This window comes from uncultured Draconibacterium sp. (assembly GCF_913060805.1).
Classification (GTDB): Bacteria; Bacteroidota; Bacteroidia; order Bacteroidales; family Prolixibacteraceae; genus Draconibacterium.
On sequence record NZ_CAJXTC010000014.1, the window covers coordinates 90,027 to 103,034 of the forward strand.

Annotated in this window: 9 protein-coding genes; 3 read left to right on the forward strand and 6 right to left on the reverse strand. The window is 41.6% G+C overall.

Annotation, left to right across the window (positions count from 1 at the left end):
• The first annotated feature begins 8 nt into the window (after nucleotides 1-8).
• Both QZ576_RS10575 and QZ576_RS10580 read left to right on the forward strand, forming a co-directional pair.
• Nucleotides 9-305 (forward strand): hypothetical protein, encoded by a 297-nt coding sequence (locus QZ576_RS10575; protein ID WP_297096876.1) that lies wholly within the window; start codon nucleotides 9-11, stop codon nucleotides 303-305.
• 2 nt (nucleotides 306-307) lie between these two features.
• A complete protein-coding gene (locus QZ576_RS10580; RefSeq protein ID WP_297096878.1) occupies nucleotides 308-937 on the forward strand; it encodes a hypothetical protein in 630 nt (209 codons plus the stop codon).
• Between the two features lie 120 nt (nucleotides 938-1,057).
• On the opposite strand, the gene QZ576_RS10585 is transcribed toward QZ576_RS10580, so the two are convergent.
• The 5 genes from QZ576_RS10585 to gcvT all read right to left on the reverse strand — a co-directional run bounded on the left by QZ576_RS10585 (nucleotide 1,058) and on the right by gcvT (nucleotide 9,693).
• The gene (locus tag QZ576_RS10585) at nucleotides 1,058-4,033 is read right to left on the reverse strand and encodes a PEP/pyruvate-binding domain-containing protein (protein ID WP_297096880.1); all 2,976 of its coding nucleotides are present in this window, start codon (nucleotides 4,031-4,033) and stop codon (nucleotides 1,058-1,060) included.
• A gap of 446 nt (nucleotides 4,034-4,479) precedes the next feature.
• Nucleotides 4,480-5,730 (reverse strand): DUF1015 family protein, encoded by a 1,251-nt coding sequence (locus QZ576_RS10590; protein WP_297096881.1) that lies wholly within the window; start codon nucleotides 5,728-5,730, stop codon nucleotides 4,480-4,482.
• A gap of 194 nt (nucleotides 5,731-5,924) precedes the next feature.
• Nucleotides 5,925-6,845 carry an NAD(P)-dependent oxidoreductase gene (locus QZ576_RS10595; protein WP_297096883.1) on the reverse strand — a complete coding sequence of 307 codons (921 nt, stop codon included), beginning with the start codon at nucleotides 6,843-6,845 and terminating at the stop codon, nucleotides 5,925-5,927.
• Nucleotides 6,846-6,916: 71 nt separating this feature from the next.
• Nucleotides 6,917-7,984 (reverse strand): 3-phosphoserine/phosphohydroxythreonine transaminase, encoded by a 1,068-nt coding sequence (serC, locus tag QZ576_RS10600; protein WP_297096885.1) that lies wholly within the window; start codon nucleotides 7,982-7,984, stop codon nucleotides 6,917-6,919.
• Between the two features lie 623 nt (nucleotides 7,985-8,607).
• Nucleotides 8,608-9,693, reverse strand: coding sequence for a glycine cleavage system aminomethyltransferase GcvT (gene gcvT, locus QZ576_RS10605; RefSeq protein ID WP_297096887.1), 1,086 nt, complete (start codon nucleotides 9,691-9,693; stop codon nucleotides 8,608-8,610).
• 104 nt (nucleotides 9,694-9,797) lie between these two features.
• Here gcvT and QZ576_RS10610 point away from each other — a divergent pair, with 104 nt between their 5' ends.
• On the forward strand, nucleotides 9,798-10,217 hold the full coding sequence (locus tag QZ576_RS10610; RefSeq protein WP_297096889.1) for an Hpt domain-containing protein: 420 nt from the start codon (nucleotides 9,798-9,800) through the stop codon (nucleotides 10,215-10,217).
• Nucleotides 10,218-10,268: 51 nt separating this feature from the next.
• On the opposite strand, the gene clpB is transcribed toward QZ576_RS10610, so the two are convergent.
• Complete coding sequence (clpB, locus tag QZ576_RS10615; RefSeq protein ID WP_297096891.1) at nucleotides 10,269-12,857, reverse strand: ATP-dependent chaperone ClpB; 2,589 nt, start codon at nucleotides 12,855-12,857, stop codon at nucleotides 10,269-10,271.
• Between the last annotated feature and the right edge of the window lie 151 nt (nucleotides 12,858-13,008).

Sequence of the window (13,008 nt, forward strand, 5' to 3'; positions counted from 1 at the left end):
GAAAGACAATGAGCTTAACAGGAAAAACAATTCGAATAATTGTAAGTGAACCTTGGGATTGGACAGAAAATCTTTTTGGAAAAGTTATTTCTGACCGAGGTGGAAAAAGCTTATTAGTCAAATTAACAAAACCAATTAAAGGCAAGAAACTGACCAGTGATTTAATCAAACTTGAAACAAGATATGAGAACGAAAAATTCAAATCGCTGGAGCAATATTATTCTGTGAATATTGGTGGTGCTTTAGTGAAAGAAGGAAGCGATGAATTTGATTATATAATAATAGGAACTGTAACTCTTGATTAAGTATGCTAATAGAAAAGAAACATATTTGGTATGCGAGTTATGGCTCAAATCTTCTAGAAGAACGATTCCTGTGTTACATTTTGGGAGGTCAGCCAAAAGGAGCAAAAAGTATTACTCCTGGTTGCTCGGACAAATCATTACCTCTAAAAAATAAGAAGATTCTAATTAATAGTGAATTATATTTCGCAAAGGAATCTAAAACATGGTCAAAAGGTGGCGTAGCATTTATAAAAACCCAATTTGACAAATTGCAAAAAACTTATGGTAGAATGTATTTAATAAGTGAAGAGCAATTTGTCGAAGTAGTTAAGCAGGAAATAAATCTAAAAGAAAAACTAGTAATAGATTTTAAATCAATTGCAGAGAGAGGAAGCATGATTGTTAAAGAAAATTCGTGGTATGGGAATGTTATATTCTTAGGCATGGATGGAGAATTTCCAATATTTACTTTTACGTTTCAAGACAACATACAAAAGTTTAATAAACCAAGCCCTGAATATTTAAAAACAATAATTAACGGATTAAAAGAGACATACGATTTCAAGAATGATGAAATATCGGACTATCTGTTGAGTAAAAATGGAATATCAGGGAATTACTCTATCAATGAACTTAAAAATTTAATGAAATGAATAAAAACCAATCGCTAACAAATTGTAATATGGCAGGCGGGGGTTTTAGCGGTCTGACAAGTCAGACCTTGCGCCCACTCTCCTGCGGGTCTGACACTCCCGATTACGTACAAGCAACAATTAACAATGAATCAAAACACGTCGGTCGCGCCCATTCATTAAAATAGTGAGTGGCTTATCAAACTGCACATGTTTTATAAATTCGGTTTCGCGAAGCACCTGCTGTTTTTGCAAAGCCTCCATTTTTAGTTTTGTATTGCGCGAATTATGCGGCACCGAAAAATAGCCCACATTCATTGATGTAACGTTGTGGAAAAAGTGCGAACCCAGCGATGCATCCAACGGGAAATCGGGCAAGCCCATTTCAACAATAATCTTGGCTTTCGAGATGTGCGCCCACAACACCGGAATTCCGGTATATGGGTCGCGCGAGCCCCAACGCCCCGGACCAATAAGAATATACGAGCGCCCCTCTTTTTCAAACCAATCATTTAATTTACTGATTTCCTGCGCCATTTGGCGGGTCTTCATTTTATCGAACTTCTCCGGATCGACATAAACCACATCGTAAATATCTTCAATTTTGCCATTACCCATTCCGTGCTCGGCATACATAAACACTTTGTCCTCGTCCACCATCTCAATATCCACTTCTACCTGCTCCTCGGTACGGATAAGCGGTTTTATCTGCAATAAATAAAGCGTTGGTTTGCCGTTTTCTGCCGGCTCAAGATCTAACGAATATTCAATTTCAACCGGCGAGCCCATGGCTTCCTTAAACAGTTTTAGCAACAACTGCAGCACATCGGCAAGCGGCAAATGATCGTATTTTAATATATTGGCAAAATCAATCACTTTGGGGCCGGGCCCCTGTATTCCCGGTATCAGATCATCATTTTCGATTAAATATGTTGATGCCGAATGTTCCAGCGTTCCATCTTTTTCGGCTTCTTTTATGCGGTATTTTTTTATCGCGGCATCTTCGCCGTCGCTCGCTAAATCGAAATCAGGATTTGAAAGATCGATGGCATAAAACTGCTTCTGCGTATCGCGCAACTGATCTTTTAACGACGAAGCATTAAGGGTTGGATATTTCGGACTAAAGCGGAATGCATTCTCGCCACCAACCACATACATACCGAGTCCAACGGCAGCTACTGAAAAACCATCTTCGGGTTCCATGTACGCAATCGGGTAATAATTGTACGACTGCGCCACCCCCGAAAGCGTGGGGTAATATTTACCGTTGTACTCGTGGCCAATCACTTCCTGAATGACCACTGCCATTTTCTCCTCCTCGATTTTGTAGTTTACCGCATCGAAATACGCCTGTGCCGACTCGGTAAAAATACTGGAATAAACCAGTTTTATGGCCATTTCAAGGTGTTGGTAACGCACCTCCAAATCGGCATTATTATTCGGGATGAGGTAAGTGGCATAAACCCCCGAAAACGGTTGCAGCAACGAATCCTCGAACAATCCCGACGAGCGAACTGCCAGCGGCCTTTTTATCTTTTTCAGGTATTCCATCAGCCTCTTCCTGATCTTATCGTCGAACTCCGACTCGAGGAAATGTTTCCGAATGGCGTTATAATCGTTAAACGAATAAATATCGTCGTACAGGTTGTTGGTCTCGATAAACTTATCAAACTCCAGCGCACCGATAATCGACGTTGAAGGAATGCGGATGTTCATTTCAGGGATCAGCTTCGAGAAGTCGATGTTCTCGATAATATTGCAGATAAAAGCGATTCCTCTCCCCTTACCTCCCAGCGACCCTTTTGCCATTCGCACTATAAACCGGCTCGACGACAAAAACTCCGGGTCGAAGTTTACAATGGTTCCGCGCAAGCGTTCGAAACGTATTTTCTTAAAACTATCGAGGCAGAATTGCCGCAGCTCTTCGGGTGAATCAAAATCCGACATCTGGATCGGCATCAACAACTCAGCAAGATTGATCTCGCCACGCGCCATTAGCCAGGTCGAAAACGAGTTTCTACTTCCGTGATATTGCAACGATTCTTCGGGAATATCTCTGAATTTCTCCTGAAACTCCACCAGGTTTTTTGCCTGCGCAATGGGCAAACCGTCCATGCCTTTAAAAACAAAGTTTCCGAATCCCAATCGCCGATACAGGAAATTGAAAATATCCATCGACAGGCTCTCCGAATTTTTATTGATGAAATCGGCTCCCACCTCTTTTGCCCGCTGTGCATTAGAGATATCGTGCGATTGCAAAAGCAAGGGAATAGGAAATTTTCGTGTGGTTTGCGTAAACTTCAGCAGCTCGATACCGGCATCTTCGTCTTCCACACCATTTCGTTCAAATTTCACGTCGGAAATTACACACAGCATGTAACGTCGGTAGCTGTTTATAAATTTCACCGCCTCCTCGTAGTTGTCAGCCAAAATTACTTTTGGCCGCGCCCGCATCCGTAAAATCTTGTGCAACTCATCTGCGGCATCTTCGTTCACCAAAAACTGTGTTTGGGTCATTACCGTGGTGTAAAGCATTGGCAGGTACCGCGAATAATATTGAATACTGTCTTCCACCAGCAAAATTATCCGAACGCTACCATTCTGCGTATCGCGGGCCACATTGCTTTTGTCCTCGATGTATTTAATCATGGCCATAAAAACATTCGAGTTACCGTTCCACACAAAAATGCGGTCGATAAAGTCGAGTTTTCGGCGCTCGGTTTGGAAGAAACGCAGGTCGGCATTGTTATTCACCAACAACAACAAAGGTGCTTTCGGACGTAAATTACGGATGGCACGGGCGGTTTCAACGGGCGTGTGTTTGTCCATACCGGCCATTACAATTATCAAATCAAAATCGCGATGTTCCAGTATCAATTGGGCTTCTTCCTGTGTGTGCACACTGGTAAAACGCGGCGCTGCATAGAGGTTTAACTGCAGGTATTCGCCAAAAATCTTATCGCTAAACTGCCCCTCGCGAACAATGGAATACGAGTCGTAAAGCGTTGCTACCAGCAGCACTTCTTTTACTTTGGTGGGCATTAATTCCTGGAAAATATCGCGGTCGTTTTTGCGCTTTTTATAGATGGTGGATAGAGATATATTGTCGATGTCCATTGCTGTTGTTTTCTTTCAGACTCGTTAAAGATGTTTTACTAACTCCGTCCTTTAGGGCGGAGGTTTTGATGCTGTTTGACAAGCCCGGATTTATAAAGAATTTTGTACTTTGGAAGTTACAAAATTCTTTATAAATCCTTTCGGTTCTGTCTACATTATTCCCCGCCCTAAAGGACGGGGTTAAGCAATCTTTAACGAAGTACCAGTTTATATTTATTTAGCTTTTGAAGTTAGGGAATTTTTGGTGTTTGAAGAATGACAGACGGAAAAATCAATATGTTTTACAGGGATAAAATGCGCTAAGCGGTTTTGATACGCTAAGCGCGTACACCTTCTGAGAGCAAAAAAATCCCGATCCGTCAGGTGACGGACCGGGATATTATATTTTTAGTCACGCTGTAAGGATGTCATCTTTTTGAAAGATGACATCCTTTGACCTTTTACGTTTAGTCTAATTTATGAATCACCAAACCTGAACGTAATTTGGGTTCGAACCAGGTTGTTTTTGGTGGCATAATATTTCCGCTGTCGGCAATATTTATCAATTGCTGCATCGATACAGGGTAAAGCGCAAAAGCTGCTTTCATTTCGCCCGAGTCTACACGTCGTTTCAGCTCTGCCAAACCACGAATTCCTCCTACAAAATCGATACGTTTTGAGGTACGTAAATCTTTGATATCAAGGATCGGATCGAGCACCTGATTAGAAAGAATGGTAACATCCAGAATTCCAATCGGATCTGAATCGTCGTAAGTTCCTTCTTTTGCTGTTAGTTTATACCAGCTTCCGGCCATGTACAGACTGAATTCGTGCAGTGCTGATGGTTTAAAAATTTCGGTTCCCATGTTTTCCACATCGAAACCTTTCGAAAGCTCTGCAAGGAAATCGATTTCCGACAGACCGTTCAAGTCGGTTACTACGCGGTTGTAATCGATAATCTGTAATTGGTTATCAGGAAAATGTACAGCCATAAAATAGTTGTACTCCTCATCACCTGTATGATTTGGATTCTGACCAGTTTTTTCAGCACCGATTCGTGCTGCGGCTGCAGTTCGGTGGTGACCGTCGGCAACGTATGTAAACGGAACTTTCTCTTCAAAAAGTTGCTCCAGTTTTGCATTTGTTTCGGCATCGTCGATGGTCCAGAAATGGTGACCAAAACCGTCTTCAGCCGTAAAATCGTAATCGGCAGCTTTGCCTTTTACAATATTCTCAACAATCGCGTCGATTTCAGCCACTGCTTTGTAGGCAAAAAATACCGGCTCGATGTTGGCATTCAAATAACGTGTTAAAACCATACGGTCTTCCTCTTTTTCAGGACGGGTAAGTTCGTGCTTTTTAATGATCCCGTTTTCGTAATCGGCACAGGCAGCAGCACCAACAATTCCGTACTGGGTAACACCATTCATGGTTTGTGCATAAATATAATATTTGGCCTCGGCATCGTCCTGCAGCCAACCTTTTTCCTGAAAAGCTTTAAAATTTTCAACGGCTTTGTTATACACCGTTTCAGAGTGAATATCTTCTACTCCCGGGCATTCAATTTCGGCTTTTGTAATACGAAGCAACGACTTCTCTTTTCCTTCAGCCATTACAGCTGCTTCTTCCGAATTCATTACATCGTATGGAAGACAAGCCAATTCTTCAACAATTTCTTTTTGAGGACGAAGTCCTTTAAATGGTTTTATAATTGCCATTATTTAATGTTTTAGTTTTTAGACAACCAGATTTTTAGATTGCCAAAAATATAAATCAGGTTTCTATTTGAGACATTTATTTTAAGAAATAATTCATTGTGCAACTTTGAGTTAACGTAACAACGTACGCACTAATTTTAACCACAAAGTTACACAAAGGAGACACAAAGGTTCACAAAGTGCTGCAATACAAGTTATTTATTCACCTGGTGCGTAGTGTCGCCATTCTCGAAAAAATCGACAATTTGTTGTGCAGCAGCCAGCCCGGCATTCAGGTTAGCTTCAGCAGTTTGTGCACCGGCTTTTTTAGGTGTAAAGAAAAATCTTCCCGGGAATTTCTCCTCGAATTCAGCTTCACAGTCTGGCGTAAGATCCGACATGTATTTAATACCCGGTTTTTCTTCCATACAAGCTACCAGGTCGGGCTCGTTGATGACTTCTTTTCGGGCAGTGTTTACCAGAATACTACCATCTTTTAAATGTGAAAGCACTCCGGCACTTACCGATTTAATGTGTTCGCCACGTGCCGGAACGTGAATGGAAACGATATCGCTTTTTTCGTACAAATCTTCGAGCGATTTGGCAACTTTTAATCCGATTGCAGCAGCAGCACCTTTACTGTAGCGCGTGTAAACAATTACTTTCATTCCCATGGCACGTGCAATGCGGAAAACGTTTCGGGCAACGTAACCAAAACCGTGCAATCCGAGGGTACGACCGCGCATTTCGCCACCGGGTTTTCCGGAATACATTTCGCGTAAGCCCATTATTGCCAAACCAATGGCTAATTCGGCAACGGCATTTGAGTTTTGTCCGGGCGTATTCATTACAACAATATCGTTGGCTGTTGCAGCGTTAAGATCAACATTGTCGTAACCGGCACCGGCACGTACCACAATTTTTAGTTTTTTACCGGCGTTTAGTACTTCCTCTGTAAACTTGTCGCTGCGAATGATGGCTGCGTCAACATCGGCAACTGCATCTAACAGCTCCTGTTTTTCGGTGTACTTTTCGAGCATCTGAAGCTCGTAACCGGCTTTTTCGAAAATTTTACTGATTTTTTTTACAGCAACCGGGGCAAACGGTTTTTCTGTAGCTATTAAGACTTTTCTCATTACTCATAAAAATTTAGGTAGAAAAAATGCAGGACGCCTGCCCTGCATTTTCTTTAGTTTTATAAATTGAATTACTTCATTTTTTCAAACTCTTGCATGGCATCCACCAAAGCCTGAATACTTTCAACAGGCATTGCATTGTAAATTGAAGCCCTGAAACCACCAACTGAGCGGTGTCCTTTTATTCCCAACATACCTTTTGCAGTTGCGAATTCCAGAAACTCTTTCTCAAATTCAGCATACTCAGGAGTCATCACAAAAGTTACGTTCATTAACGAACGATCTTCTTTTGCCAACACAGTACACTGGAACATTTTATTACGATCGATTTCATCGTACAGCACTTTTGCTTTTTCAATGTTCTTTTGCTCCATTGCTTCTACCCCGCCGTTTTCTTTTAACCAAATTAAGGTTTGCAAACAAGCGAAAACAGGAAGCGTTGATGGCGTATTAAACATCGAACCTGCGTTAATATGCGTAGTGTAATCCAACATGGTTGGAATTGGGCGCTCAACTTTTCCGAGTGCTGAATCTTTCACAATTACCAAAGTAGCTCCTGATGGTCCAAGGTTTTTCTGTGCACCGGCATAAATCAAATCGTATTTAGAGATATCGATTGGGCGACTGAAAATATCAGAAGACATATCGGCTACCAAAGGAACGTCAACATCCGGAGTAGGAATTTGTGTTCCGTAAATAGTGTTATTTGATGTATAATGGAAATAGCTAACATCCGAAGGTACTTCGTAACCTTTTGGAATGTAGTTATAAATGGTGTCGGCCGATGAAGCAACTTCAACAACTTCGCCTAAGAATTTAGCTTCTTTAATGGCTTTTTTCGACCATGCACCTGTATTTAAATATGCTGCTTTTTTATCCATTAAGTTATATGGAGCCATTAAAAACTGTGTGCTGGCACCACCTTGCAAGAAAAGAACCGAATAACCTTCCGGCACTTTAAGTAATTCTTTTACCAAAGCAACTGCCTCGTCCATAACAGCAACAAACTCTTTACTACGGTGCGAAACTTCCATTACAGAAAGTCCTGTTCCGGCAAAGTTCAGAGCAGCCTCAGCAGTTTTTTCCTTTGTAAATTCGGGCAGAATTGAAGGTCCTGCGTAAAAATTGTGCTTCTTCATATAATACAACAATTAAGGTGAGTAATTAAATTTTTTACCTTTTAAACACCACTATAAAGTTCTTAAATAGTGATTGTTTAGCCGATGAGAAAAATCAAGTTTATTTTATTTTTATGAGTTTTAAAACACTGATTAACAACACAAAAACAGCTGACTAATATCATTCCTACTGTCTCCATGACGTTAACGTTGTCGGTATCAATCTGTTATTTCATACAAAAATATCTTATTCCAAGCAACAATACCACGTTTTCCGTAATAAATGATTTTTTGGGTGTAATATTTAAAAAGAATTTAAATAGAAATGTGATAATTGAATATTGAGTGAAGAATATCGATTAACGATTGTTGATGGATGATTGAACTGAAATGATTATCGATTTAAAACAAAAAACACTAATAATATACTGTAATCGCCGACAGAAATGAAAGGCTACGAAAATCGTTTCACGCAAAGAAAAGAAGAAGCACAAAGCACGCAAAACTAAAAGAATCTGTTTTGCGTGCTTTGCGACGACTTAGCGATCTCTGCGTGAACATTTTTGCTTTTTTGAGAACATCTATCAATAAAAAAGCCGCCTGTAAAAACAGACGGCTAAGTTAGTTCTGATTTGTTTTATTGGTTAGATAAAAGGCAGTTTTACAATTTCTGCAGGAATTACTTTGTTACGGATCTTTACAAAAATACCGGTACCAAAAGCCGAGTATTCTTTGGCAACATATCCCATTCCAATTCCTTTATTTAAAACCGGCGACATAGTTCCCGAAGTAACTTCGCCAATTGTTTCGCCATCGGAGTTTACCAATTCGTATCCATGGCGTGGAATACCTCTTCCGGTAAGCACAAAACCACGCAACCTGCGGGTAACGCCCTCGTTTTTTTGCATGGTTAAAAATTCGCGATCGATAAATTTACGTCCGTTATTGAATTTTGTAATCCAGCCTAAACCTGCTTCCAGTGGCGATGTGGTGTCGTCGATATCGTTTCCGTACAGGCAATAACCCATCTCCAAACGAAGTGTATCGCGGGCAGCCAAACCAATTGGTTTGATACCTGCTTCTGCACCTGCCTCAAAAATGGCATTCCATATTTGCTCGGCCACATCGTTTCTGAAGTATAACTCGAAACCACCTGCTCCGGTGTAACCAGTTGCAGAAATGATCACCTCATCAACTCCGGCAAATTTATCGGTAACGAATGTGTAAAATTTTATTTCTGAAAGATTTACATCTGTCAATTTTTGGAGAATCTCGGTTGCTTTTGGCCCCTGAATAGCCAACTGGCTAATATCATCTGAAGCATTTTCCAGCTCGGCGCCAATTTCTTCATTTTGCTGCACCACCCAGTTCCAGTCTTTTTCAATATTGGCGGCATTAACTACCAGCATATATTTTTCGGGCTCGTAGTAATAAACCAAAAGGTCGTCAACAATTCCTCCTTTACCGTTCGGAAAACAGCTGTATTGTGCTTGCCCAAGTGTAAGAAATCGTGGATCGTTTGATGTAATTTTAGCTACCAGATCCAGGGCTTTCGGGCCTTTTACCCAAAATTCGCCCATGTGCGATACATCAAAAACACCAACAGCTTCGCGCACGGTCATGTGTTCATCTTTTATGCCACTATATTCAATAGGCATTTCGTACCCCGCGAACTCCACCATTTTGGCGCCCAATTTTTTGTGTATCGAATTAAATGCAGTTGTTTTCATCTTAATTTTTCAGTTATTAACGGATTCAGCACGTTTTGCAAACCGTTTATCCTTCGAGGTCGGATATCGTAGAGCAAAACTATGTATTCAAAAACAGTGCAAATATGAATTTTATCAGCAACAGCACAAAAAGCTTTCTCGATTATTTTGCTAAATTGCTGACCGCAATCATAAAAAAAATGGGCAACAAATTTCAACACATCGATACATCTCAGCTAGAAACACTTGCAGGTGGCGACAAGGAGTTTATGAAGGAGATGGCAGAAATTTTTCTGGAACAAATTAGTGAGTTCGTGACGAACATGAGTTCATTCCTGCAAGAAAAAAACTGGGAAAAACTGGCACGCGAGGCACATACGGCAAAATCTTCGGCAATGACATTTGGAATGGAAGATACCGGAACCTTACTGAAAAAAATACAATTGGAATGCCAGGCCAATAATCTGAACGACGTTCCGAAAATGGTTGAAGATGCCATTACTCAATTGCAGGCCGCCACTCCCGAAGTAGAGGAATTACTGTAAAAAGAAAACGGCTCCCCAAAGAGAGCCGTCTTAAAAATATTATTCGGTATTTTAATTGCTGAAAACCAACGAATCATTTTCATAATCGATTACGATCGGCTTGGTTTTATCCACTTTGCCCGAAAGTATCCGTTTCGATAATTCATTTAGCACAAAGCGTTGAAGCACACGTTTTACCGGACGTGCACCAAAATGAGGATCGTATCCAACTGTCGATAACCACTCGCTTGCTTTTTCGCTTAATTCAATTTTCATGTCGCTTGAGGCCAAACGTTTTACAATTTGCTCGAACTGCAAGCGAACGATCTCTTTAATCGCGTCTTTCGACAGCGGTGTGAATACAATGGTTTCGTCAATACGGTTCAAAAACTCCGGCCGTATTGTTTTTCGCAACATTTCCAGTAACTGGTTACGTGTTTTCTCCAGCACCTGGAATTCATTACTGTCATTCATGGTTTCGTAATTCTCCTGAATGATCTGCGATCCCAGGTTCGAAGTCATGATGATAATAGTATTCTTAAAGTTTACAGTCCGGCCTTTGTTATCCGTCAATCGGCCATCATCCAACACCTGAAGCAACACATTAAATACATCAGGGTGCGCTTTTTCGATCTCGTCGAAAAGCACCACTGAATAAGGTTTGTGGCGCACAGCCTCTGTTAACTGCCCCCCTTCGTCGTAGCCAACATATCCCGGAGGCGAACCGATCAAACGGGTTACTGAGAATTTCTCCTGGTATTCCGACATATCGATCCGTGTGATCATATTCTCGTCGTTGAACAAGTATTCAGCCAGCGCTTTTGCCAGTTCGGTTTTTCCAACTCCGGTGGTTCCCAAAAAGATGAATGATCCGATCGGGCGTTTTTCGTCCTGCAATCCGGCACGGCTGCGGCGCACTGCATCCGAAATGGCTACAATCGCTTCGTCCTGACCAATTACACGGTTGTGCAACTCGTCTTCCATGTGCAGCAACTTTTCGCGCTCGCTCTGTAACATTTTCGAAACCGGGATACCGGTCCAGCGTGCCACAACTTCGGCAATATCTTCGGTATCAACCTCCTCTTTAATCAGGTTTTCACCTTTTTTCATTTCTTCCAACTCGGCCTGCAGTTTTTCAATCTCGGCCTCCACCTCTTTTACTTTTCCATAGCGCAACTCGGCCACACGACCATAATCACCCTGACGTTCAGCCTGCTCGGCTTCAAACTTGTAAGTTTCAATCTCTTCTTTCTTTTTCTGAATGGCTTCGATTACCGATTTCTCCGATTGCCATTTGGCACGAAGCTGCGATTGCTCCTCTTTCAGATTCGAAATTTCCTCGTTCAGCGAATTCAACTTTTTGGTATCATTCTCACGTTTTATTGCCTCGCGCTCAATCTCCAGCTGTTTTACCCGACGCTGAATTTCATCCAGTTCCTCGGGAACAGAATCAATTTCCAGGCGCAGTTTTGCTGCCGCTTCATCCATTAAGTCGATGGCTTTATCGGGCAAAAACCGGTCGGAAATGTACCGTTGCGACAATTCAACCGACGCAATAATTGCATCGTCTTTTATCTGCACTTTATGGTGGTTCTCGTATTTCTCTTTAATACCACGCAAAATTGAAATGGCACTTAAAGTATCCGGCTCGTCAACATGTACGATCTGGAAACGACGCTCCAGCGCTTTATCTTTCTCGAAATATTTCTGGTACTCGGCCAGTGTTGTTGCTCCAACAGCGCGCAGTTCACCACGGGCCAGTGCAGGTTTTAAAATATTGGCTGCATCCATTGCACCTTCGCCTTTTCCGGCACCTACCAGTGTATGAATCTCGTCGATAAACAGAATTACCTCATCGTTTGATTGTACCACTTCGTTAACCACGGCTTTCAAACGCTCTTCGAATTCGCCTTTGTATTTTGCCCCGGCAACCAAAGCTCCCATATCCAGCGAAAATACCTGTTTCGATTTCAGGTTTTCGGGTACGTCTCCACGTACAATGCGGTGCGCTAATCCTTCGGCGATTGCCGTTTTCCCGGTTCCCGGTTCACCCAGTAATATTGGGTTGTTTTTTGTACGGCGCGAAAGGATCTGCAAAATTCTACGAATCTCATCGTCGCGGCCAATAACCGGATCGAGTTTACCCGAGCGGGCACGTTCGTTCAGGTTGATCGCAAACCGATTTAAAGAATTGAATTTGTCTTCTGCCGTTTGGCTGTCAACTTTCGATCCTTTTCGTAATTCTTCAACGGCCAGTTTCAACTCTTTTTTTGCAATACCATTGTCTTTCATCAAACGGCTGGTATTGTCTTTTACTTCGAGCAACGCCATTAAAATGTGCTCAACCGAAACATACTGGTCGCCCATTTCCTGCGCCAAACCAAGTGCTTTTTGCAGAGCCTGATTTGCCCCGGAAGAAAGATATTGTTCAGCTCCCGAAACTTTTGGATACGATTGAATAATCTGATCGAGTGCCTGTTTAAAAATTGGCACATTAACATCTAATTTTTTAAGTAAAAACTCGGTTACATTTTCGGCTGAATGAAGTACTCCGCGAAGAATGTGACCGGTTTCGATTGCCTGTTGGTTATTTCCCTGGGCAATTTGAAAAGCCTGTTGAATGGCTTCCTGCGATTTTATTGTGAAATTATTAAAATTCATGGCTTTACGTATTAAAATTCGTCGTTAACCAAAACAACTTTCGAGCCATAACCAACTGACAGACAGAATGTCACAACAACACAGAAATATACAGAAACATTTTCAGGAAAGTGGAAATTTGTATGAAAAAGTGGCAGATTTGGGCATAAAA

Excerpts from the sequence above, each read along its gene's own strand:
- QZ576_RS10575 (WP_297096876.1), top strand. The coding sequence starts at position 9 with ATGAGCTTAACAGGAAAAACAATTCGAATAATTGTAAGTGAACCTTGG.
- QZ576_RS10580 (WP_297096878.1), top strand. The coding sequence starts at position 308 with ATGCTAATAGAAAAGAAACATATTTGGTATGCGAGTTATGGCTCAAAT.
- QZ576_RS10585 (WP_297096880.1), bottom strand. The coding sequence starts at position 4,033 with ATGGACATCGACAATATATCTCTATCCACCATCTATAAAAAGCGCAAA.
- QZ576_RS10590 (WP_297096881.1), bottom strand. The coding sequence starts at position 5,730 with ATGGCAATTATAAAACCATTTAAAGGACTTCGTCCTCAAAAAGAAATT.
- QZ576_RS10595 (WP_297096883.1), bottom strand. The coding sequence starts at position 6,845 with ATGAGAAAAGTCTTAATAGCTACAGAAAAACCGTTTGCCCCGGTTGCT.
- serC (WP_297096885.1), bottom strand. The coding sequence starts at position 7,984 with ATGAAGAAGCACAATTTTTACGCAGGACCTTCAATTCTGCCCGAATTT.
- gcvT (WP_297096887.1), bottom strand. The coding sequence starts at position 9,693 with ATGAAAACAACTGCATTTAATTCGATACACAAAAAATTGGGCGCCAAA.
- QZ576_RS10610 (WP_297096889.1), top strand. The coding sequence starts at position 9,798 with ATGAATTTTATCAGCAACAGCACAAAAAGCTTTCTCGATTATTTTGCT.
- clpB (WP_297096891.1), bottom strand. The coding sequence starts at position 12,857 with ATGAATTTTAATAATTTCACAATAAAATCGCAGGAAGCCATTCAACAG.